Source organism: Microbacterium ginsengiterrae, assembly GCF_014205075.1.
GTDB classification, from domain to species: Bacteria; Actinomycetota; Actinomycetes; order Actinomycetales; family Microbacteriaceae; genus Microbacterium; species Microbacterium ginsengiterrae.
The window spans coordinates 273,677-296,588 of record NZ_JACHMU010000001.1; the positions used below are offsets into that span (position 1 = coordinate 273,677).

A 22,912-nucleotide genomic window follows, 5' to 3' on the forward strand; every position below is an offset into this window, starting at 1 on the left:
CGGCGTGGATCCTAGGAGCGTGCGCCGCGCAAGCGCAGGGTGACCAGCTGGAACGGGCGGAGGGTCAGCGAGACCTCCCGGCCGGACGACGCGGTCACCGCGGACGCGTCCAGCGCCCTCTCCAACAGGTCCGTCTCCGCGACCTCGTCGAACGCGAACGACGTCGACAGTGTCGCAGACGACCTCGCCCCCAGCGCCTCGTAGAGCCGGACGATCACGTCGCCGCCTCGGTCCTCCGCAAGCTTCACCGCCTCGACGACGACTCCACCCGGTGACACCGAGACGACCGGTTCCACTCCCCGATCGCCGACGACACGGCGCGCCGGGATGTTCAACCGATACCCCTCGCGCACCGCGTCCTCGATCGACGCGTCAGGGCGGAGACTGACGCGGAACACGTGCTCGCCCTGGTCGGCCTCCGGGTCGGGGAAGAGAGGAGCCCGCAGCAGCGAGAGCCGCACGTTCGTGATCGTTCCCCCTCCGTCCCGCGGCGCGCGGGTGATGTCATGGCCGTAGGTCGCGTCATTGGCGACGGCGATGCCGAAACCGGGTTCCCCCACGTGCACCCACCGGTGAGCCACCGTCTCGAATCTCGCCATGTCCCACGAGGTGTTGGCGTGGGTCGGCCGCTGCACGTGCCCGAACTGGATCTCCGATCGAGCCGTGTCCGCGTGCACATCGAGGGGGAAGGCGAGCTTCAGAAGCTTCTGCCGCTCATGCCAGTCGACGACCGTCTCGATGTCGATGGCCCGTGACCCCGCTGCGAGGGTCAGGGTCTGCGTGATCCGCGTGGCCCCCCGGCCGCGGACCACGCAGACGACTGCGTCGGTGGGGTGCGGGACGTGCTCGAGCGACACCACCGCCGTCAGGTCCTCCACCTGACGGCGGTAGTGCTCGTCGATGTCCCAGGCATCCCACTGAGTGGGGGTGTCCCGGTGCAACTGGAGGAGGTTCGCCCTTCTCCCCGGCGCGATCACCTCACGGCCGGAAGCGCGGACGACGACGGAGGACAGCAGACCCTCCGCATCGATGTGCGCCGCCAGATGCTCGTTGCCGATGTCGAACCCGCCCGCAACCGCCGTCACGGTGGCCGCTGCGTCCGTTCTCTGCGCCACCTGGACGATCCCGAGCGGCTGGTCGCCGTCCTGCGCGAAGGGTCCGGCATTGGCGGAGAACTCCGTCGTACCCTCACCCGTCAGAGTGGCCAGCGCACGGGAGGTCACCGCCTCCGTGCCGCTGAGCACCTCCGCGTAGCGGCGCTCGGCTTCCCTGTGCACCCAGCCGATCGACGTCCCGGGCAGGATGTCGTGGAACTGCTGCAGCAGTACGGTCTCCCAGAGCGCATCGAGCTCCTCGTACGGGTACTCCGCACCTCGCAGGGTCGCGGCCGTCGCCCACAACTCGGCCTCGCGCAGTGCGTGCTCGCTGCGTCGGTTGCCGCGTTTGGTGCGGGCCTGCGACGTGTACGTGCCCCGGTGGAACTCCAGGTACATCTCGCCGGACCACACGGGCGGGTTCGGATACTCCGCCTCAGCCGCCTCGAAGAACTGTGCGGGGCTGGACAGCGTGACCGTCGGCGACCCCTCCAGCGACGCGAGGCGTTCCGCCGCCGCGATCATCTCCCTGTTCGGACCTCCGCCGCCGTCTCCGTACCCGAACGGGACCAGCGACGTGTTCGCCAGGCCCTTCTCCGCGTACTGCCGCTCCGCCCTGGCGAGCTCGGCGCCGCTGAGCTGTGCGCTGTAGGTGTCGACGGGCGGGAAGTGCGTGAAGATGCGGGTGCCGTCCGTCCCCTCCCACAGGAACGTGTGGTGGGGCATCCGGTTCGTCTCGTTCCACGACATCTTCTGCGTCAGCATCCAGCGCGATCCGGCGGCGCGAGCGATCTGCGGCAGGGCGGCGGAGTAGCCGAAGGAGTCCGGCAGCCACACGTCCAGCGGCTCCACGCCGAACTCCGACATGAAGAAGCGCTTGCCGCGGACGAACTGCCGCGCCAGCGCCTCCCCGCCGGGCATGTTCGTGTCCGATTCGACCCACATGCCGCCGGCCGGGACGAACCGCCCTGACGCGACGGCATCGCGCACACGAGAGAACAGCTCGGGCTGGTACGTCTTCAGCCACGCGTACTGCTGGGCGGAGGAGGCGGTGAAGACGAAGTCCTTCTCCTGCTGGAGCGACAGCACGTTCGAGAAGGTGCGGGCGACCTTCCGCTGCGTCTCGCGCACCGGCCACAGCCACGCCGAGTCGATGTGGGCGTGACCGACGGCGTGGACACGATGCGCTGATGCGGATGCCGGACGCGAGAGGACGTCGACGAGCACAGCCCGCGCATCCGCGGCGCTGCCGGAGATGTCGTCGGGATCGGCGGTGTCGACCATGCGTTCGAGTGCGCGGAGGATCTCGGCGCGGCGCGACGACGACTCCGGGAGCTCTGCGGCCAGTTGCGACAGGACCGTCGCGTCCTGCAGCAGTTCCCACACCTCGTCGTCCCTGATCGCGATGTCCGCCTGGCGGAACACGTACAGAGGCTCGTCCCCCGCGGTGTGCAGAGACCCGAGCGGTGTGGGGCGGAAGAGACGGAAGCCGTCGGCGACATCCGGATTGGCCGCCGCCTCGAGGTACAGCTCGAACTCGTCTCCCGGCGCGCACTCCAGCGGCACATGGGCGTTCCGCGGCTCGACGGCCTTGATGATGGTGCCGTCGGAGCGGTACACCGTCCCCTCAGCCTGGAATCCCGGCTCTGCGGCATGGAAGCCGAGATCGATGAGAAGCTCGGCGCCCGGCGCCTGCGGCGCCGTCCCCCGCATCCGCACCCACGTCGTGCCCCACGGCCGCCCCCATCGCGCCCCGACACGGAACGGCTCGTAGGTCTGGGCGACGGCCTCCGCGAACGGCACCGGCTCCCCCGGCACATCCCAGCGCTCCAGCGAGAGCGGCGTGAGGCCGGTGTGCACGCGAGGGCGCAGCCGCTCCTCGACGAACCGTCGGATGCGGGCTTCGATCAGCGCGGTCGTGTCGTGCATGCGGCAGCGGACTCCAATGTCTGGGTCCGGATAGTCAATCGATTGGATTTATGCCTGTCAAGGTGCGGAGCGCCGTCACGAATCGAGGAGGAGCGCGGCCGCCCGAGGCGTGAGGACCTCGTCGAGGACGACGCAGCCCGCGCCGACGGCGCCGACGTCGTCGCCGACCACCGCTCCTGCGACGGGGAGCGCGCGCACCGCGCGCGTCGCACTGGATCGGCGCAGCAGGTCGGGAAGGAGGGCGAGGCACATCTCGGACAACCGCGACCAGAACGGTCCGCCGAGGACGACGCGGTCCACATCCAGCATGTTCGTCAGATCGGAGATGAGGACGCTGAGGTGGTGCACGGCGGTCTCGAGCACGGCGCGCGCACCGCTGTCACCCCCTGCGGCCTGCTCGCACAGTTCCGTGAAGCGTGCGTCGACGGATTCCGCGTCGCTGCCGACCCGGTCGTCGGAGAGCACGCCCGCCCGCTCGGCGCGCTCGACGATCGCCTGGGGTGTGCAGACCACTTCCACGCAGCCCCGTCGTCCGCACAGGCATTCCGGCCCGTCGGGGTCGACCATGATGTGCCCGATCTCCCCAGCGTTGCGCGACGCCCCGCGGACGACGGCTCCGTCGAGCACGAGCGCGGCTCCGATCCCGATCCCCAGGTACACGAACAGGAAGGATCCGTCCGGCGGGTGCTCTCCCGTCCACAGCTCCGCGACCGCCGCTGCCGTCGTGTCCTTCTCGAGTCGCACGTGCAGCCCTGCCGCGTCCTCGAGAGCATGACGCAGCGGTACACGGTGCCAGGAGTGCAGCTTGGGCGGATCGATGACCGTCCCGTGCGCGGCGTCGATCGGCCCAGGCGTGGCGACGCCGATGCCGGTGATCGCGTCGCGATCGACGTGCGACCTCCGGATCAACGCCTCGACCGAATCAGCCATCGCGGCGATGATCCAGCGCGCGTCATCGGAGTGCATCCGCAGTCGGGTGCGCTCGAGCACGGCGCCGGTGAGGTCCAGCAGCACCAGTGTCATCATCGCCGGATCCAGGTGGACACCGATCGACAGGCGACTTCCCGCGTTCAGCCGCAGGGTGGTGCGCGGCTTGCCCGGACCCTGGATCGTGCGCCCGGCCTCCTCGATGAGCCTCTCGTCCAGCAGGCGACGGGTGATGTTCGTGACCGTCTGAGCGGACAGCCCCGTGGCGCCCACCAGTTCGGTCCGGCTCAGCCCTCCGGGAGAGCGGCGAATCGCCTCGAGGATGACGGACTGGTTGAAGTCGCCCATCTTCGGCAGATTCGTCCCGCGACGCCGCAGATCCATCGCTCCATCATGACGCATTCATCCGAATCCGTGTCCCCCGAAATACCTACAGACAACGTGTTGCGCACACGTCAGACTGATACCAACGCTTCGCGTTTCGATCGGTCTCTCTGCCCCAGGGTAGGCAGACGGTGATCGATCTCCTGCGGTGGGTTTTCGGGTAACTTCACCGCACCGGCGAGGGGCGGGCGGCTTCGCCGCCCCTCGCCCTTCTCTCACTCTGCGCTCCTCGCGTTCCGCTCTTCAGCCGACGCGGTCGGAGCGCCGATCGCGCGGGATCTCCCGCCACAGGCCGACGGCGTCCTCGTCGGAGGAGTCCCCCGTACCGGAGCGGCCGACGACCGTGACTGCCGTGTGCTCGTCCCTCGCGGCGCGGATGATGACGCGTTCCGACTCCGTCCGGCTGAGCACCTCCGCCAACTCGTCGCGGATCTCGTCGCGCCTGTCCTCATCGAGCTCGTCCAGCCCGCCCTCGTCGAAGACCGTGACGGAGGCGCCGCGCAGTCGCGCGTCGTGGATGGCCTGACGCACGGCGTCGTTGAGAAGACTCGCCCCTCTGAGCTCGTCGCGCAGCCGCCCCTCGGCCAGCCGCGCCTCGAGGCGATCGTCGTCCGAGAGGTGACCGTGCGATGCGACGGTCCTCGTGAGCACCGGGCCGGCGACGCTGAGCGCGTACTTCACGCGCACGCGACGCTCGCGCTGACGGACCAGTTGAGTGGCATGCCACGCCGAGACGGCACGCTGGATGTCGGCGAGATGTGCGGTGTCGTGGACTGCACGGTCCCAGAACAGGACGAGCAGCTGAGCGACGACCGTCCACATCGCCGACCCGACCAGCCCGAGTTCGAGCGCCACGAACGGACCGAGATACAGCGCGGACTCCACAGCGAGCACGGCGAGCACGAGCCAGCCGGCCACCGGGCGCCGCCGCACGATGCACACCGCCGCGAGCATCCCGACTCCCCCGATGTACCAGGTGGCGAACGGTGCCGTGAGGTGCGCCGGCTGCAACGACGCGCTGACCATGACGGGCACGATGGCAGCCGTCACCACGGCGACCACACCCCACCACCCTGGCATCCGCACGCTCTCGTGCACACCGATGAGCACCGTGGCGATCACGACGCTGAGATACAGCACGATCGCTCCGACCATGAGCAGCGGCGCCGTCGGCTGGACGATCCACCACACCGCTCTCGCGGCGAAGTACACCGCGAATCCGACGGCGAGCGCCGTCGCCACACTCCGCACCGAACGGTTCACGCGCGCTCCCAACTGAGCAGGACCCGCGTTCCCGCCGCGCCGGAATCGATCGTGGCGCTGCCGGCGACCGCTGCCATCCGGGCGACGATGGACGCCCTGATCCCGAGGCGGTCCTCGCCGATCGTCTCGAGATCGAACCCGGGCCCTGCGTCGATGACCGTCACCGAGACACCCGCGTCGCCGTCGCCCTCCGCCACGACATGCAGCCCGCGGCCGGAGGCATGCGTGAGGGCATTGCCGATCGCCTGCCGTGCGGCGAGCACCACAGCGCGGGCGACGCGCCCGGGGATGAGCCCAGCCGTGCCGCGCTCCTCGACGATCGCGTCCGCACCGAGCTCGGACAGGGCACGGCGCAGTTCGGCGACGATCTGCGCCGTGCCGACGGGATCGTCGCTGCCCTCCTGCGCGACGACGGCCTCCGTGTTGGCCAGGCGGGTCAGAGCCTCCCTGGCCATCGCGACCGCGAGATCCCGCGCACGGTCCGAGTCCGCACGTTCCGCTGCGATGAGCGCGGCGAGCACGCTGTCGTGCATGAGCGCGGCCATCGCCACGCGCTCCTCCTCGACCGCCGCACCGGCGGCCGCCGCCGTGTACGACGCCACGGCCTGTCCTCTTGCCTCGTCCACCCCGGCCGCGACCGAGCGGAACATCCACCCCAGCGAGATGATGACGATCCCGAGGATCAGGGTGAAGGACACGTCGAAGGCTGTGCTCGTCCAATAGGCGCTGGAGAAATCGCCCTCGACGAGTCGGATGTAGCCGTAGATGAGCGGCAGCGCGAACGCGAGGATGACCTGCATCCACACGGCGAACGCCAGCATGGCCGCGACGACGCCGACATTGACGAGGAAGAAGATCCACGGTTGGTTCGCGCGGTACGGCGAGGCGTCGTTCACAAGGGGCCAGGCGGCGAGCGCCACGACGTATCCGATCGCGAACACGCCGGCCGTCTGACGGACCCCACGGCCGATCACGCACGCGAGGAGCATCGCGGCCAACGGGACGTAGACGATCAGCAGCAGGACGACCTGCACGGTCGACGCGCCGTGAGCGAGCCCGCCGATCGCCGCGACGAGGGCCTGTGCGCCGAGGATGGCCGAACCGATCGCGATCACCGTGGCGAGGATGCGCTCCATGCGCTTCCCCGTGAAGCGCTCGAACTGGTTCTCCATCGCACTGGGGGACGGGATCTTCCCCCAGGCGGCACGTAGGTCGCTGTCAACCGGCACTCGTGGCCCCGTCCGAGGCGACGATGCCGTCCTCCATGGCACGCCGCAGCAGGTCGACCTTCGTCGGGGCCGGTCGACCGACCTCGACGTACTTCACGCGCACCCTGGTGATGTTCTCCTTCGCCGTGGAGTACGCGACTCCGAGACGGTCGGCCACGGCCTTCAGTGGGAGCCCGGTGGCGTACAGCCGGAGAACGTCGCGCTCGCGCACGGAGAGCTGCGCATCGGCGAACGCACGGTCGCCCTCGACGGCGCTCGCCCACTCGACGTTGTTCAGAGCCTCACCGCGGGAGACGGTGCGGATCGCGCCGAGCACGTCATCCAGGGACGACGACTTGCTCACCACTCCGGCCGCCCCCGCGGCCAGTGCCTCACGGACGGCGGCGGGTCGGTCGGCCACGCTGTGGATCACCACGCTCGCGCCGTCACCGACGAGAGCGCCGACGTTCTCGGTGACCGTGGTGCCGTCGCCGAGCGTGAGGTCGAGCACGACCACGTCCGCGGGGGTCGATCCCGTCGACGCCCGCCACTCGAGATACTCACCGACCGTACTGCCGGAGAAGACGACGGTGCAGGCGTTCGCGCGTTCGCACGCGAGCTCCAATCCGAGGCGGACGGACTCGTGATCATCGATGAGGGCGACCCTGCTCATGCCGTCAGCCTATCGAGCACGTCAGCGGATGAGGGTCGCGACGACCTCGAAGTGGTGCGAGTGCGGGAACAGGTCGAAGGCACACATCGCCTCCACCTTCCATCCCAGACCGCGGAACGTACCGAGGTCGCGCGCGAGGGCGACCGGGTCACAGGCCACGTAGACGACGGCATCCGGAGCGAGCGCATGCACGCCATCGACGACCGCGCGCCCCGCGCCGGAGCGCGGCGGATCGAGGACGACGGTCCCGGCCCGCGCATCGTCCCCGAGCCCCGCGAGGTAACGATCGACCCGCGCGGTGACCGCCGTGACATCGACGTCGGCGAGGTTCTCGCGCGCGTGCGCGGTCGCCCGTGCACTGGACTCCACCGTCACGATGTCGGAGGCACCGGCCGATGCGAGCGACGAGGCCAGGAGGCCCACGCCGCCGTAGAGGTCCAGGTGCGTGGCGGACGCATCCACGCGGCCGTCCAGCGCCGATCGCACGGCGGCGTCCAGCGTGGCCGCCGCCGCAGGGTGCACCTGCCAGAATCCGTCGGCGTCGACACGGAACGTCCGGCCTCCGACGCGTTCGGTGAGGACCCGAGGCGCGGGACGGCGCTTGGCGCGTTTCGGACGACGCAGCACGTGCACGTCACCGTCAGCCGACTCCACGAGGTCGATCCGGCCGGCGTCGCCCTTCTTCAGCGCGAGGGCCTCGGCCTCGACGCGGGGACGGGCGAGCGCGTGGGACGCGACGGGGATGACACGGTGACTGCGGGCGGCATAGGGTCCGATGACACCGTCGTCGTCGACGTGCAGGGAGATGCGGGTGCGCCATCCCGTCCCGTCCGTGTCGTCGACGGCTTCGACGGTCGGCGCGTCCAGACCAGCCCCGGCGAACTTGTCGAGGGCCTCGCGGAGCACCTGCTGCTTCAGGCTGCGCTGATGCGCGAGATCGATGTGTCCGAGGTCTGCTCCCCCGGCTCTCTCCTCGGGGTCGCGGGAGACGTCGGCCTCTGCCCAGACGTGGGGGCGCCGGTGCGGTGAGGCCTCCACGACCTCGACCGTCTCTGCGCGCCAGAAGGACGCCTTGGTGTCATCCGTGATGCGCGCACGGACGCGCTCGCCGGGGATCGCGTCGGAGACGAAGACGACGCGCCCTTCGTGGCGGGCGATGAAGGTGCCGCCGTGCGCGATGCCGGTGACGTCGAGATCGAGCAGGTCGGATGCTGAACGGGCCATCCTTCCAGGATACGGTCCGCACGACGATACGGTGGAGGGATGCAGGTCTGCCTCGCCTCCACGTCTCCGGCCCGACTCATGCTGATGCGACAGGTGGGCATCGAACCGCTCACGCGCGCACCGGGAACCGATGAGGACGCGATCGCCGCGCGCGCGGCTGCGGAGCGCGGCGCCGAGCTTTCTCCCGAGGAGATGGTCCTGCTGCTGGCCAGGGCCAAGGCCGCTGACATCGCCGCACGTCTCGCCGCCGAGACCCCGGACTTCGACGGCCTGGTCATCGGCGGCGACTCGATGTTCGCTCTGGGCGGCCGGGTGTACGGCAAGCCGTACACCCCCGAGGAGGCCACACGGCGATGGCGGGAGATGCGCGGCGAGACCGGCGTCCTCCACTCCGGCCACTCGGTGCTGCGCGTGCAACCCGGTCAGGCACCGCGCGAGGCGACTGCCGTCGCCGAGGCAGGGGTGACGTTCGCCGACGACATCACCGACGACGAGATCGCCGCATACGTCGCGACCGGCGAGCCGCTGCACGTCGCGGGTGCCTTCACGGTCGACAGCCTCGGCGGTGCGTTCATCACCCGCGTCGACGGTGACCCCTCGACCGTCGTCGGCATGTCGCTGTCCACGATCCGCCGGCTCGTGCGTGAGCTGGGCGTGACCTGGACCGACCTCTGGTCGTAGACATCCCGTCACGTTTTCGCGACTTTCTTGTGGAGAGTGCTCAAAGATCTCGACCTTGATCTCGCTAGGCTGGCAGGCATGCCCATCGAGAAGGTACTCATCGCCAACCGCGGTGAGATCGCCGTACGCATCATCCGAGCCGCCCGCGATTCCGGGATCTCCTCGGTCGCCGTCTACGCAGACCAGGACCGCGATGCGCTGCACGCGCGCCTCGCGGACGAGGCGTACGCACTGGACGGCGAGACCAGCGCGGCGACGTACCTCCAGATCGACAAGATCCTCTCCGTCGCCCGGCGCTCCGGTGCCGACGCCGTCCACCCCGGATACGGATTCCTCGCCGAGAACGCCGACTTCGCCCGCGCCGTCATCGGCGCAGGTCTGATCTGGATCGGCCCGTCGCCCGAGGCGATCGAGTCGCTCGGCGACAAGGTCACCGCTCGCCACGTCGCCGAGAAGGTCGGCGCCCCGCTCGCCCCCGGCACCCCCGGCCCCGTGGAGACCGCCGAGGAGGTCATCGCCTTCGCCGAGGAGCACGGCCTGCCCATCGCCATCAAGGCGGCGTACGGCGGCGGCGGTCGCGGCCTCAAGGTCGCCCGTGCGCTCGACGAGGTCGCCGAGCAGTTCGAATCCGCCACGCGAGAGGCTGTGGCCGCGTTCGGCCGTGGCGAGTGCTTCGTGGAGAAGTACCTCGACAAGCCGCGCCACGTCGAGACCCAGTGCCTCGCGGATGCCGAGGGCAACGTCGTCGTCATCTCCACACGCGACTGCTCACTGCAGCGCCGTCACCAGAAGCTCGTGGAGGAGGCCCCCGCGCCCTTCCTCACCGACGAGCAGAACCGTCAGCTGTACGCGGCATCCAAGGCGATCCTCAAAGAGGTCGGTTACGTGGGCGCCGGCACGTGCGAGTTCCTCATCGGCGCCGACGGCACCGTCTCGTTCCTCGAGGTGAACACCCGCCTCCAGGTGGAGCACCCCGTCTCGGAGGAGGTCACCGGGATCGACCTCGTCCGCGAGCAGTTCCGCATCGCCGCCGGCGGGACGATCGACTACGACGACCCCGCTCCATCAGGGCACTCGATCGAGTTCCGCATCAACGGCGAAGACCCCGGTCGAGGGTTCCTCCCACAGCCCGGACCGATCCACGTCTTCAAGACGTTCGGCGGCCCCGGCATCCGACTCGACTCCGGAGTCACCGCCGGCGACTCCGTCTCCGGCGCGTTCGACTCGCTACTGGCCAAGATCATCGTCACCGGCAAGGACCGCGCCGAGGCTCTCGAGCGCTCCCGCCGTGCGTTGGACGAGTTCGAGGTCGCCGGGCTCCCCACCGTCCTCCCGTTCCACCGCAAGGTGGTGCGCGACGCGGCCTTCACCGCCGAGAGCGGCGAGTTCGGCGTGTACACCCGGTGGATCGAGACCGAATTCGACAACGACATCCCCGCATGGGACGGGGAGCTCGACTCCCCCGCACCGGCGGAGAGCCGTCACACGGTGGTCGTCGAGGTCGCCGGCAAGCGCCTCGAGGTCAGCCTTCCCGACCGCGTGACCGTCGCGGCGGGCACCGCCGGGCGTCCGGCCGCCGTACCGCCGTCCCGCCGGAGCCACGCGACGACGGCCTCGGCCGGTGCCTCCGGCGATGCGGTGAAGTCGCCCATGCAGGCATCCGTGGTCAAGGTCGCCGTCGAGGAGGGCCAGGAGGTCGTCAAGGGCGATCTGGTCGTCGTGCTCGAAGCGATGAAGATGGAGCAGCCGCTGCAGGCGCACAAGGACGGCGTGATCGGCAATATCAACGCCGCCCCCGGTGCCACCGTCTCCGCCGGACATCAGCTCCTCACCATCTCCTGAACCGCGCTCACCCGTCGCCGATCCGCGACGGGTGACACATGGCCGGACGACCTCCCCCGCTGCCGCTACGCTGACGCTGACAGCACGGTGCTGCGGGCGAGGCGGTGGTCATGGACGAGGTGGACGAGCTCCGGCTCCGTATCGAGGGACTCGAGCGCGAGAACGAACGGCTGCGAGCGCCAGGCACCGCCGGCGGCAGGGTGCGGACGGCCGTCGCCGTCGTCCTCATCACGGTCGGGTTGCTCCTCGCGCCGGTGGCAGCGCTCGGCTCCTGGGCGCGCGTTCAACTGGTGGACACCGACCGGTTCGTCGCGACGTTCGGGCCGCTGGCGGAGGACCCGGAGATCCAGGCGTTCGTCGCCGCGGAGGTGACCGGCGCCATCACCGCGCAGCTCGACGTGCCGCAGCTGGTGGGCGAGGTGTTCGACGGGGTGCGCGGTCTCGACCTGCCCCCGAACGCCGCCGCCGCGCTCGGCCTCCTTGAGGGCCCCGCAGCGCTGGGCGTGCAGACGCTCATCGGCGACGTCGTCGACCGGATCATCGCGTCGCCGACCTTCGCCGACGTCTGGGACGGTGCGCTGCGCATGACTCACGCGCAGGCGATCGCCGTCATCCAGGGCGACCCGGCCGGCGCCCTCCGACTCGCCGCTGACGGCACCCTTTCGCTGCAGTTGGACACGATCGTCGTCAGGGTCAAGGAGGAGCTCTCGGCGCGCGGCATCGGGATCGCCGAGCTCATCCCGCACATCGATCGCGAGATCCCGATCGTGCAGGCCGAGGCGCTCGTCCTCACCCGCACGGTCTACGTCACGGCCGTCACCGTCGGCGCCTGGCTGCCCTGGCTCGCCCTTCTGCTCCTCGTCGCAGGGATCGCCGTCGCCCGGCGACCCGTTCACGCGGCGGCCTGGACAGCGGCGCTGTTCGCCGCGGTGTTCGCGCTGCTCGCGGCGGCCATCGGGATCGGCAGGACGTTCTTCACCGGAGCGATGAGCTCGTCGGTGATGCCGGCCGCCGCGGCCGATGCGCTGTTCGCGCAGCTCACATCCGCTCTCCAGTCCACAGCTGTCGCGCTGACGATCCTCGGCGCGATGATCGCCGTCGGATCGTGGCTGGCCGGGACCACCCGCCCCGCACGTACCGTACGGACGACGGCGCGCCGTGGGGCGGACGCGGTCCGTGCCGCCGGCGAGCGCCGAGGGTTCACCACAGGGCGATTCGGCGAGATCGTCGATCGGTGGCGTCCGGCGATCTTCGTCGTGATCGCCGTCGTCGCCGCTCTGCTCGTCTTCGCGACCCGCCCGCTCCACCCCGGAGCCGTCATCGGCATCGTGATCGGCGCGGCGGTGGCGTTCGTGCTCGTCGAGCTCGTCCGCCGCCCCGCGCCTGCCGACGCGCTCGGTTAGGAGATGTTGACGAGGTGCATCGCACGACTCGCGTCGGTGATGCTGCTGGAGAGCGACGGGTAGGCGGCGAACACGCGGGACACCTGGTCGACGGTCAGACGGCGCTCCACGGCGACGGCGATCGGGTAGATCAACTCCGACGCCTTGGGGGCGACGATCACACCGCCGATGACGGTCCCAGAACCCTTGCGGGCGATGATCTTCACGAACCCGTCCTTGATGCCCATCATCTTCGCGCGAGGGTTCGCAGCCAGCGGCAGCTTGTAGACAAGCCCGTCCGCGACCCCGTCCTCCACGTGCTTCTCGCCCCAACCGACGGTCGCGATCTCGGGTGCGGTGAAGATGTTCGAGGTGATCTTGATCTTCTCGAGCGGGATGACGATGTCGCCCAGGGCGTGGAACACGGCCGTGCGTCCCTGCATCGCGGCGACGGACGCGAGCGGGAAGTAGTTCGTGCAGTCGCCGACGGCGTAGATGTTGGGCACCGAAGTGCGCGCGACCTTGTTCACCCGCACGTGACCTGACTCGGTCAGTTCGACGCCGGCGTCCTCGAGGCCGATGCCCGCCGTGTTCGGCACGGAGCCGACAGCCATCAGACAGTGGCTGCCCTCCACCACCCGGCCGTCGGACAGCGTCACGCGCACGCCGTCCTCAGTCCGCTCGACGCTGTCGGCACGGGACTTGGACAGCACGGTCATCCCGCCGCGCTTGAAGACCTTCTCCAGCACACGGGCGGCGTCCTGATCCTCACCGGGGAGGACCTGATCACGGCTGGAGATCAGCGTGACCTTCGCACCGAGGTTCATGTAGGCCGAGGCGAACTCCGCGCCGGTCACGCCGGATCCCACCACGATGAGGTGCTCGGGAAGCGCCTTCATGTCGTAGAGCTGCGTCCAGGTGAGGATGCGCTCCCCGTCGGGCTTGGCGCTGTCGAGCTCACGAGGGGACGCGCCGACCGAGACGACGATCGTGTCCGCCTCGACGCGGTCGAAGTCCGTACCTCCGGGGCCGGTCGAGACGATGATGGCGTTCGGACCCTCGAGGCGGCCATGCCCGGAGAGCACGCGCACGCCGGATTCGAGCAGGGTGGAGCGCATGTCCTCGGACTGCTGTCCTGCCAGCGCGAGCAGTCGCTTGTTGACAGCGGCGAGGTTGATCGCGATCTCCGGCTTGAGCGGCTTGCCGTTGGAGCCTTTGGCGTAGAACTGCACTCCGAGGTCGCTGGCCTCGGAGATCGCCACGGCGGCGTCCGCCGTCGCGATGAGACTCTTCGATGGCACGACATCGGTGAGCACGGCGGAACCGCCCACACCGACGCGCTCGACGAGTGTCACCTCGGCTCCGAGCTGAGCGGCGGCGAGCGCCGCCTCGTATCCGCCGGGGCCGCCGCCGAGGACGGCGACGCGCTGAGTGCTCTCAAAAGGAGTCGAAGACATGATCTCCATTCTTCCGCAATCTTCGCCGCGGCGCGGTCGCGCTCCTTAGAGTGGATCCATGACCGAGATTCACGACAATCCCCTCGATGCTCCGAACGCGGACCCGTTCGAGATCGCAGCCGCAGCCGCCGCCGACATCGCGCGACTGACCGGCGTGGAGAAGCACGACATCGCACTGACCCTGGGAAGCGGATGGGGCCGAGCGGCGGAGCTCATCGGCGAGACCGTCGCCACCGTCCCGGCCACAGAGGTGACCGGGTTCTCCCGGCCCGCGCTGGAGGGCCACGTCGGCACACTGCGCAGCATCCGGACCCCCGGCGGGAAGCATGTCCTCGTCATCGGCGCACGCACGCACTACTACGAGGGTCACGGCGTCCGCCGCGTCGTCCACAGCGTCCGCACCGCCGCGGCCGCAGGCACCCGGATCATGGTGCTCACCAACGGAGCCGGCGGCGTCCGCGAGACCTGGCACGCCGGTCAGCCCGTCCTCATCAGCGATCACATCAACCTCACCGCGGACTCCCCTCTCGAGGGCGCGACCTTCGTCGACCTCACCGACCTGTACTCCCGCCGCCTGCGCGACATCGCGCGCTCCGTGGACCCGACCCTCGACGAGGGCGTCTACACGCAGTTCCGCGGCCCCCACTACGAGACCCCGGCTGAGGTCCAGATGGCCAAGCGCATCGGCGGGGACATCGTCGGGATGTCCACGGCACTCGAGGCGATCGCCGCGCGCGAGGCCGGCATGGAGATCCTCGGGTTCTCCCTCATCACGAACCTCGCCGCCGGCATCCAGTCCACGCCGCTCAGTCACGGCGAGGTCATCGAGGCGGGCAAGGAGGCGGAGCCGGTGATCTCGGCGCTGCTGGCCCGCGTGGTGGAGCAGCTGTGAACGGCGCGGAGGTCGACTCCCTCCTCGCCACCGCCCGCGCCTGGTTGCGCCAGGACCCGGATGCCGAGACCCGCGACGAGCTGGCAGGCATCATCACGCGCGCCGCATCCGGTGATGAGGAGGCGACGGCCGACCTCTCCGACCGCTTCCGCACCCGCCTCGCGTTCGGGACGGCCGGCCTGCGCGGGGCGCTCGGAGCCGGCAGCAACCGCATGAACCGCGTGCTCGTCTCCCAGGCGGCGGCCGGGTTCGCCGCGTTCCTGCACGCCAGAAGCGGCGGCAGCACCCCCACCGTCGTTATCGGCTACGACGGCCGGCGCAACTCGCGTCGGTTCGCCCTGGATTCCGCCGAGCTGTTCGCCGGTGCCGGCCTGCGCGCCATCCTGCTCCCCCGCCTGCTGCCGACGCCGGTGCTCGCGTTCGCCGTGCGCCACTTCGGCGCCGACGCCGGCGTGATGGTCACCGCGAGCCACAACCCGCCGGACGACAACGGCTACAAGGTGTACCTCGGCGGCGCGGATGAGGGCTCCCAGATCGTCTCGCCCGCCGACGCCGAGATCGCCGAGCGCATCCGCCGCGTGGCCGAGGCGGGCGACCTCGCCGCCCTCCCCCGCTCGTCGGCGTACGAGACGGCGGGCGAGGAGGTCGTGGACGCGTACGCCGCCGCGACGGCGGCCGTCGCGCCCGCACCGGAGTCCGCGCGCTCGCTCACGTGGGTCTACACCGCGATGCACGGCGTCGGGTGGGAGACGATGGCCCGCATCCTCGACGCCGCCGGCTACCCGCGGCCGAAGACGGTCGGCGAGCAGTTGAATCCCGATCCGCGGTTCCCGACCGTCGCCTTCCCGAACCCTGAGGAACCGGGGGCGATGGATCTCGCGTTCGCCGCAGGGCGGCGCACGCGAGCGGATCTCATCCTCGCCAACGACCCGGACGCCGACCGCCTCGCCGTCGCCATCCCCGACGAGTCCGTCGACGGCGGATGGCGCAGGCTCAGCGGCAACGAGATCGGTCTGCTGCTCGGGGCTCGAGCGGCCCGTGCCGCGGCCGGCACTCCCGGCGCGACGCTGGCCTGTTCGCTGGTTTCCTCGCCCGGTCTCGGCGTGATCGCCGCACATCACGGCCTCGGCTTCCACGAGACGCTCACCGGCTTCAAATGGATCTCGCGCTCCCCGGGGATCGTCTACGGGTACGAGGAGGCGCTGGGCTATCTCGTCAACCCGGAGACCGTGCGCGACAAGGACGGCATCTCCGCCGCGATCGCCGTGCTCGGACTCGCCGCGGAGGCACGCGAGCAGGGGCGGACGCTCGCGGACATGCTCGCCGAACTCGGCGAGGTGTACGGACACTTCGCCAGCGGCCAGGTCTCGATCAGGGTGGACGACCTCTCGATCATCGGCCGCGTCATGCTCTCGCTGCGGACTCTGCCGCCCACACACATCGGGGCGACAGCGGTCGCCTCGGCCGAGGACCTGCTCGACGCCGCCCCTGGGCAGCCCTCTGGCGACGTCCTCCGGTACCGGCTCGCCGACGGCTCCCGGGTGATCGTGCGGCCCAGCGGCACGGAGCCCAAGCTCAAGGTGTACCTCGACGCGCAGGCGCCGAGCGCGACCGAGGCCGACGGCATCATCGCCGCACTCGAAGCCGGCGTCCGCGCGCTCCTCGACGAGCGCGCCTGAGCAGCGGGCGGAAGGACACCGGGTGCCGAGCAGACACGTGGTCGTCAGGGTTCCAGACGGGCTGCATGCGCGGCCCGTCGCCGAGCTGGTGCGCCTCGCGCAGGCGCACCAGCTGCCCGTCACACTGACGACGGATGCCGGTGCGACCGTGGATCTCGGCAGCGTGCTGGCCGTCATGGATCTCGGTCTCGCATCCGGTGACGAGGTCCGGCTCGACACACCGGCGTCCCCGGCGGCGGAACGGCTCCTCGACCGCCTGTCCGCCGTCCTGGATCCGGCGTGATCAGCCGTCGATGACAGCGACGAGCTCGTCGAGGAATGCTTCGAACGTGGTCCCACGGCGCACGATGCGCTGAACGCTCTCGCGTTCGCTGAACACCTCGACGAGCTGCTCGAACACCGTCTGGAATGCCGTGCGGTCGCTCTCGCTGAACGCGGCGAGGGCGACCACCTGCACCCTCCCGTCGCCCCAGGCCACCGATCCGTCGGCGACCCCGATCGCGATGGCCGTCCGCTGCGCGGTCATCTGCAGTGCGTGCGGCACGGCGAGCGCATCCGTGAACGCGGTCGAGGACATGCGCTCTCGGAGGATCGTGTTCTCGACGTAGTCGTCGCCGATGAGTCCTGACCCGGTGAGCATCCCCCCGAGCCGGCGGATCACCGCTTCCTCGCCCTCGTCGGGCAGCGGGTGGAGGAACGCCTCCGGCGCGAAGTAGCGCGACAGCTCCTCGCGCAGTCGATTGAGGCGACGGGCGCGACGCACCCGCGCAGCGGTCTGCGTCACCCGTTCCACGTCGGCGTCGGTGAGGAACGGCTGGATGCGCACGTACCGTTCCCCGCTCTCCCCGGGGTCGATCGTGGTGAGCACGAGGTCGGTGTCGATCGCCTGCCAGTCCGGATCGACCGTGGTCACGACCCCCGTCACCTCGACCGAGGTGCCCAACGATCGGTCGACGCTGGACCGCAGCAGCTCGTGCAATTCGTAGTAACCGGGGCACACGATCGTGGCGGTGAGGATGGACTCGGCCTTCCGGCTGCGCTCCAGCCGACCGCCGATGTGCATGGCGATGTACGCGATCTCGTCGTCGTGGATCGGCGCCCCCAGCCGGTCATGCAGCCCGCTGACGATCGAGACGGCCACCTCGAAGATCATCGGGTACGACGACTTCAGCGAGCGGGTGAGGGGGTTGCGGGTCCAGGCCTGCTCCTCGGCACGCCGGAGCAGGTTCTGCACGTGCAGCGCGAGCCGCAGGATGAACTTCTCGTCCACCAGGTCGACCTGGTAGTCGGCGGCCGCCTGGACGATCTCGGCCCTCACCGCCGCCTCGATGGCCGGGTCGATGCCGCTGCGCACGGCATCGGCCGCGGCATCCTGCCCCGGGGCGATGGCGCGCGTGAGCACGAGCGTGGCGAGGTGCGCACTGTCGCCCTCCCCCAGGGAGACGGCGAAGTGCTCTGCGGCGAGGTCGCGGATCACCGCTCCGAGCTTGGGGATCTCCGTCCACGTGCCGCGCAGCGGCGTCTCGAGGGCGCGCCCCGCGGCGACGCGGTCGGCGGCGATGGCGATGTGCAGCAGGACGTCCGAGATCGCCAGCTCGTTGACGTAGTACCCGAGCGCGCCGAGCTCCCGCACGAGCGCGGTCTTGAACGGACCGACCGCGTGCGCGGCCACCGTCGTGCCGGACAGCGCCCGCCGGATGCTGTCTGGTTGGAACGAACCGGCATCCATCTCGTCGTGCGCGAGTCTGCTCAACAGGCGGCGCTGCGCGACCTCGGCGCCGTGCAGGCGGACCCGCTCCCTGTCGCGCTCCAGGCGGAGGTCCATGCCGTCGAGCAGGCCACGCACGCGAGAGAGATCCGCCTCAAGGGTGGCCTCGCTCACGTGCATGCGCTCCGCGGTGTCGTAGACGTCGATGCCCTCCGGTGCGTCCAGCAGCGTGCGCACCAGCGTGTGCAGGCGGTCGCGTGGAGCGGTCTCCCCACTCACCCGTGTGCGCAACGCATCATGCGCCCCCGGGCCTGCGCGGTACCCCGCAGGGCCCGACGCCACGGCGTCCGCATCGGGCGTACGGGCGTTGAGAGCGGCGACGTAGGACCGGATGCTTCTCGGTGTGACTCCGAGAAGGTCGGCCAGACTCGCGGCGGTCGCCCAGTCGTCCTGCCGGAGCAGAGTCTGCAGGAGGCGATCCTGGCGCTGGCGCGACATGTCTCCCATGATGCCAGCCCCGGTGCCCCTCAGGGCGGAAGCGCGTGTTCCGCAGGGGCGGAAAGGAACCTGGTGGCACCCCGTTCAGGCCTTTCCCAGAATGGACGACAGGAAGAGGTGGCATCGATGAGGATCCTGGTGGTGTGCGGCGCCGGCGCGTCGAGCACGTTCGTCGCGCAGCGGCTCCGGCAGGCCGCGACCGCCGCCGGCCGCGACTGGCAGACGGCCGCTGGTACCGAGAGCACCGTCTCCTCCGCGTTCGCCGATCTCATCCTCATCGGCCCGCATCTGGCCGACCGCGTGTCCGTCATCCGAAACGCGACGGACACGCCGGTCGCACTCCTCCCGAGCGACGTCTTCGGCGACCGCGACGGCACGAGGACACTCGCCCTCGTCGACGCGGCGCTGTCCGCCGCGCCGCCCGACGCCGCGACGTCGACCCACCTCCCGTCCACTGCGAAAGGAACACCATGACCGAGATCTCCCGCACCGTACGCATCGGCTCATCGCATGGCCTGCACGCCCGCCCCGCCAAGCTCTTCGCGCAGGCGGCGAAGGATGCCGGCATCCCGGTCACGATCGCCAAGGACTCCGGCAAGCCGGTCAACGCCGCCAGCATCCTCGGCGTCATCGCCCTCGCCGTCGAGCACGGCGACTATGTGACCCTGACGGCTGACGGCGACGGCGCCGACGCGGTGCTCGACCGGCTCACCGAGCTGCTGACCACCGACCACGATCAGGAACCGGCCTGATGACCGGCGAGATCCGCGGCGTCGGCATCGGCCAGGGCGTCGCCCAGGGCCCGGTCGTACGCATGGCCGAGGCGCTCCCTGCGCCGAAGAACACCCCGAGCGACATCGGAGCCGAGGCGGAGCGCACGCGCGCCCGCGACGCCGTGGCCGCTGTGGCCACTGAGCTGCAGCAGCGCGCGGAGAGCGCAGGAGGGTCGGCGCAGGAGGTCCTCGAGGCGCAGGCGATGATCGCCGAGGACCCGACACTGCAGGACGAGGTCGACGCCCGCATCGACGACGGTGCGACGGCGGAATGGGCCGTGCACGACGCGTTCGCCGGATTCCGCGCCACGCTCGAGGCCGTCGGCGGCTACCTCGGCGAGCGCGCGGCCGACCTCGACGACATCGCCCAACGTGTCCTCGCCCGCCTGAGCGGCGTCGACGCCCCTGGCGTCCCCGAACCGGGGCATCCCTTCGTCCTCGTCGCACGCGACCTCGCTCCGGCCGACACGGCGCTGCTGAACCTCGACCAGGTGCTCGCTCTGGTCACCACCGACGGCGGCCCCACCTCGCACACGGCGATCCTCGCTCGCGAGAAGGGCATCGTCGCGATCGTCGGCGCCACGGCGGCGACCGACCTCGAGAACGGACAGCTCGTGATCGTGGATGCGGCCGCCGGCACCGTCACCGCCGACCCGACAGCGCAGCAGCAGGAGCGCGCGAGCGCTCGCGCCGCCGCGCGGGAGGCAGCCGTCGACGCACCGCCCACCCCCGGCGCACTCGCCGACGGCACGGCCATCGCTCTCCTCGCCAATCTCGGCAAGCCCGCCGACGCGGCGGATGCCGTCGCTCGAGGCGCCGAGGGTGTCGGCCTGTTCCGTACCGAATTCCTGTTCCTGTCGGCGTCGCAGGCGCCGACGGTGGCCGAGCAGACGGAGACCTACCGCGAACTGCTGAGCGCCTTCGGCGGCAAGAAGGTCGTCGTTCGGATGCTGGATGCCGGTGCCGACAAGCCGTTGGCGTTCCTCAACGATGCGCATGAGGACAATCCGGCCCTCGGGCTGCGCGGTCTCCGCGCGCTCCGCGCCAGCGAGGACATCCTGCGCGAGCAACTCACCGCGCTGGCCGCAGCGGATGCCACCACCGACGCGGACCTGTGGGTCATGGCACCCATGGTCACCACCGTCGAGGAGACGGCGTACTTCACCGGCCTCGCCAAGGAGTACGGCCTGAAGACCGCCGGGGTGATGGTCGAGGTCCCCGCGAGCGCGCTGCTCGCGGACCGCGTGCTCGCCCATGCCGACTTCGCCTCGATCGGCACGAACGATCTGACCCAGTACACGATGGCGGCCGACCGCCTGCTCGGATCCGTCGCCGGATTCCAGGACCCGTGGCACCCGGCGGTCCTGCGCCTGGTCGGCGAGGTCGGGGCAGCGGGAGCGCGTGCAGGCAAGCCGGTCGGGATCTGCGGCGAGGCCGCCGCCGACCCGCTCCTGGCCCTCGTGCTCGTCGGCCTCGGCGCCACGAGCCTGTCGATGGCCCCTGCGGCCCTCGCCGACGTCCGACTTGCGCTCTCCGAGCGCACCCTCGACGAGGCACGCCGCCTCGCCGAGATCGCACTGGCGGCAGATGACGCCGCCGGTGCACACCACGCCGTGGCAGAAGCCGCCGCGGCTCTACCCGCACAGCAGAAAGAGACGACATCATGACGACGACGTCAACTGCGGCCCCGAGGAAGACCGGCCTCCGGGTCGGAGTGCAGAGGTTCGGCACCTTCCTCTCCGGCATGATCATGCCGAACATCGCCGCCTTCATCGCATGGGGATTCATCACCATGCTGTTCATCCCCGCCGGGTTCTTCGGCGCCGACAGCCCGTTCGGATGGCACTGGGCGCCGGTCGCCGAGATCATCGGCGGTGGCGGCGACGCCGCGACCATCCAGTGGGAGGGGGCCATGACGGCCCTCGCCGAGGGCGACGGCGGCAACTTCTTCGCCTACGTCGGTCTCGTCAGCCCGATGATCACGTACCTGCTGCCGCTGCTCATCGCCAACATGGGCGGACGCCTCGTGTACGGCGAGCGCGGCGGTGTCGTCGCCACGATCGCCACCATGGGTGTCATCGTCGGCACGAACATCCCGATGTTCCTCGGCGCGATGATCATGGGCCCGCTGGCCGCGTGGATCACCAAGCAGATGGACAAGCTCTGGGACGGCAAGATCAAGGCCGGCTTCGAGATGCTCGTGAACAACTTCTCCGCCGGCATCCTCGGCATGATCCTCGCCGTCGCCGGATTCTTCGCGTTCGGGCCGCTCATGCTCGGCATCAGCGCCGCCCTCGGCGGTGCCGTCGGCTGGCTGGTCGATCTGCAGCTGCTCCCGCTCGTGTCGATCATCGTCGAGCCTGCGAAGGTGCTCTTCCTGAACAACGCCATCAACCACGGCGTGTTCACGCCGCTGGGCATCGAGCAGGCCGCGGAGACGGGCAAGTCGATCCTGTTCCTCATCGAGGCCAACCCCGGCCCCGGTCTCGGTCTGCTCCTGGCCTTCACGTTCTTCGGTGTCGGAGCCGCGAAGGCCTCGGCGCCCGGCGCCGCGGTCATCCAGTTCTTCGGCGGCATCCACGAGATCTACTTCCCCTACGCGCTGAGCAAGCCCGCCACGATCCTCGCCCTCATCGCCGGTGGCGCCTCCGGTGTCGCGACGAACATGCTGCTCGGCGGCGGTCTCGGCTTCCCCGCGGCCCCCGGCAGCATCATCGCCGTGACCGCTGCCGCGATCGGCAGCGGTGTCGGCAACCTGCTGGTCGTCTACCTCTCGGTGGTCATCGCCGCCGTGGTGACGTTCCTCATCACCGCGGTGATCCTGCGGGCGTCGCGCAAGCGCGACCTCGAGGCCGAGGGCGACTCCTTCGGCGCCGCGATCGCACAGACCGAGGCGAACAAGGGCAAGAAGTCCGAGCACCTGTCGAACCTCGCCGCCTCCGCCGCAGGATCCGCTACGGGCGCCCCGACCACGACCGCCGTGGCCACGGCACCGATCCAGAAGATCGTGTTCGCCTGCGATGCAGGGATGGGTTCGTCGGCGATGGGCGCGAGTGTGCTGCGCAACAAGCTGAAGAAGGCGGGAGTCACCGACGTCTCGGTGACCAACGCCGCGATCGCGAACCTGGACGGCACCGCCGACCTGGTGATCACCCAGCAGCAGCTGACCGACCGCGCCAGGGGCAAGTCCCCGAACTCGCAGCACGTCTCGGTCGACAACTTCATGAATGCACCGCAGTATGAAGAGGTCGTCGAGATGGTTCGCGAGCAGAAGGAATCCGGCGAGTAAACCGATCGG

General features: G+C 70.2%; 18 protein-coding genes. 10 read left to right on the forward strand and 8 right to left on the reverse strand.

The genetic code is table 11. The features are described 5' to 3' along the window. Positions 1-11: 11 nt before the first annotated feature. The 6 genes from HD600_RS01425 to HD600_RS01450 form a co-directional block, all read right to left on the reverse strand. Positions 12-3,023, reverse strand: coding sequence for an alpha-mannosidase (locus tag HD600_RS01425; protein ID WP_184281055.1), 3,012 nt, complete (start codon positions 3,021-3,023; stop codon positions 12-14). Positions 3,024-3,098: 75 nt separating this feature from the next. Continuing rightward, complete coding sequence (locus HD600_RS01430; RefSeq protein WP_241731932.1) at positions 3,099-4,334, reverse strand: ROK family transcriptional regulator; 1,236 nt, start codon at positions 4,332-4,334, stop codon at positions 3,099-3,101. 243 nt (positions 4,335-4,577) lie between these two features. Beyond that, on the reverse strand, positions 4,578-5,597 hold the full coding sequence (locus tag HD600_RS01435; RefSeq protein ID WP_184281057.1) for a hypothetical protein: 1,020 nt from the start codon (positions 5,595-5,597) through the stop codon (positions 4,578-4,580). Then, positions 5,594-6,826, reverse strand: coding sequence for a sensor histidine kinase (locus tag HD600_RS01440; RefSeq protein WP_184281059.1), 1,233 nt, complete (start codon positions 6,824-6,826; stop codon positions 5,594-5,596). Before HD600_RS01440 ends, HD600_RS01435 begins: the two co-directional genes overlap by 4 nt. After that, positions 6,816-7,478, reverse strand: a complete 663-nt coding sequence (locus tag HD600_RS01445; protein ID WP_184281061.1) for a response regulator — start codon at positions 7,476-7,478, stop codon at positions 6,816-6,818. The genes HD600_RS01440 and HD600_RS01445 overlap by 11 nt, the downstream gene beginning before the upstream one ends. 21 nt (positions 7,479-7,499) lie before the next feature. After that, positions 7,500-8,702: a class I SAM-dependent RNA methyltransferase gene (locus HD600_RS01450; RefSeq protein ID WP_184281063.1), complete on the reverse strand. Its 1,203-nt coding sequence runs from the start codon at positions 8,700-8,702 to the stop codon at positions 7,500-7,502. A 39-nt stretch (positions 8,703-8,741) separates the two neighbouring features. Between HD600_RS01450 and HD600_RS01455 the strand changes: the two genes are divergently transcribed. The 3 genes from HD600_RS01455 to HD600_RS01465 all read left to right on the forward strand — a co-directional run bounded on the left by HD600_RS01455 (position 8,742) and on the right by HD600_RS01465 (position 12,628). Continuing rightward, on the forward strand, positions 8,742-9,383 hold the full coding sequence (locus tag HD600_RS01455) for a Maf family protein (protein ID WP_184281065.1): 642 nt from the start codon (positions 8,742-8,744) through the stop codon (positions 9,381-9,383). Between the two features lie 78 nt (positions 9,384-9,461). Continuing rightward, on the forward strand, positions 9,462-11,225 hold the full coding sequence (locus HD600_RS01460; RefSeq protein WP_184281067.1) for an acetyl/propionyl/methylcrotonyl-CoA carboxylase subunit alpha: 1,764 nt from the start codon (positions 9,462-9,464) through the stop codon (positions 11,223-11,225). A 110-nt stretch (positions 11,226-11,335) separates the two neighbouring features. Next, positions 11,336-12,628 (forward strand): hypothetical protein, encoded by a 1,293-nt coding sequence (locus tag HD600_RS01465; protein WP_184281069.1) that lies wholly within the window; start codon positions 11,336-11,338, stop codon positions 12,626-12,628. Here HD600_RS01465 and HD600_RS01470 read toward each other — a convergent pair. Then, positions 12,625-14,073 (reverse strand): NAD(P)H-quinone dehydrogenase, encoded by a 1,449-nt coding sequence (locus HD600_RS01470; RefSeq protein WP_184281072.1) that lies wholly within the window; start codon positions 14,071-14,073, stop codon positions 12,625-12,627. The two genes, HD600_RS01465 and HD600_RS01470, sit on opposite strands and share 4 nt — an antisense overlap. A gap of 49 nt (positions 14,074-14,122) precedes the next feature. Here HD600_RS01470 and HD600_RS01475 point away from each other — a divergent pair, with 49 nt between their 5' ends. Genes HD600_RS01475 through HD600_RS01485 form a run of 3 tightly spaced genes read left to right on the forward strand, consistent with a single transcriptional unit; the run spans position 14,123 to position 16,918 of the window. Beyond that, positions 14,123-14,956 (forward strand): purine-nucleoside phosphorylase, encoded by an 834-nt coding sequence (locus tag HD600_RS01475; RefSeq protein WP_184281074.1) that lies wholly within the window; start codon positions 14,123-14,125, stop codon positions 14,954-14,956. Then, positions 14,953-16,635 (forward strand): phosphohexomutase domain-containing protein, encoded by a 1,683-nt coding sequence (locus HD600_RS01480; RefSeq protein WP_184281076.1) that lies wholly within the window; start codon positions 14,953-14,955, stop codon positions 16,633-16,635. The genes HD600_RS01475 and HD600_RS01480 overlap by 4 nt, the downstream gene beginning before the upstream one ends. Positions 16,636-16,657: 22 nt before the next feature. Continuing rightward, entirely contained in the window at positions 16,658-16,918 is a 261-nt protein-coding gene (locus tag HD600_RS01485; protein ID WP_184281078.1) for an HPr family phosphocarrier protein, read from the forward strand. Here the strand turns inward: HD600_RS01485 and HD600_RS01490 are convergent, their stop codons facing one another. After that, positions 16,919-18,841 carry a BglG family transcription antiterminator gene (locus HD600_RS01490; protein WP_184281080.1) on the reverse strand — a complete coding sequence of 641 codons (1,923 nt, stop codon included), beginning with the start codon at positions 18,839-18,841 and terminating at the stop codon, positions 16,919-16,921. It abuts the gene before it with no gap. Between the two features lie 126 nt (positions 18,842-18,967). Between HD600_RS01490 and HD600_RS01495 the strand changes: the two genes are divergently transcribed. The 4 genes from HD600_RS01495 to HD600_RS01510 all read left to right on the forward strand — a co-directional run bounded on the left by HD600_RS01495 (position 18,968) and on the right by HD600_RS01510 (position 22,903). Beyond that, positions 18,968-19,315 (forward strand): PTS sugar transporter subunit IIB, encoded by a 348-nt coding sequence (locus HD600_RS01495; protein WP_184281082.1) that lies wholly within the window; start codon positions 18,968-18,970, stop codon positions 19,313-19,315. Beyond that, positions 19,312-19,593 (forward strand): HPr family phosphocarrier protein, encoded by a 282-nt coding sequence (locus tag HD600_RS01500; protein WP_144797302.1) that lies wholly within the window; start codon positions 19,312-19,314, stop codon positions 19,591-19,593. The genes HD600_RS01495 and HD600_RS01500 overlap by 4 nt, the downstream gene beginning before the upstream one ends. A 62-nt stretch (positions 19,594-19,655) precedes the next feature. Next, positions 19,656-21,281: a phosphoenolpyruvate--protein phosphotransferase gene (ptsP, locus tag HD600_RS01505; RefSeq protein ID WP_422120176.1), complete on the forward strand. Its 1,626-nt coding sequence runs from the start codon at positions 19,656-19,658 to the stop codon at positions 21,279-21,281. After that, positions 21,278-22,903 (forward strand): PTS mannitol transporter subunit IIBC, encoded by a 1,626-nt coding sequence (locus tag HD600_RS01510; protein ID WP_184281086.1) that lies wholly within the window; start codon positions 21,278-21,280, stop codon positions 22,901-22,903. The genes ptsP and HD600_RS01510 overlap by 4 nt, the downstream gene beginning before the upstream one ends. The last annotated feature ends 9 nt before the right edge of the window (positions 22,904-22,912 follow it).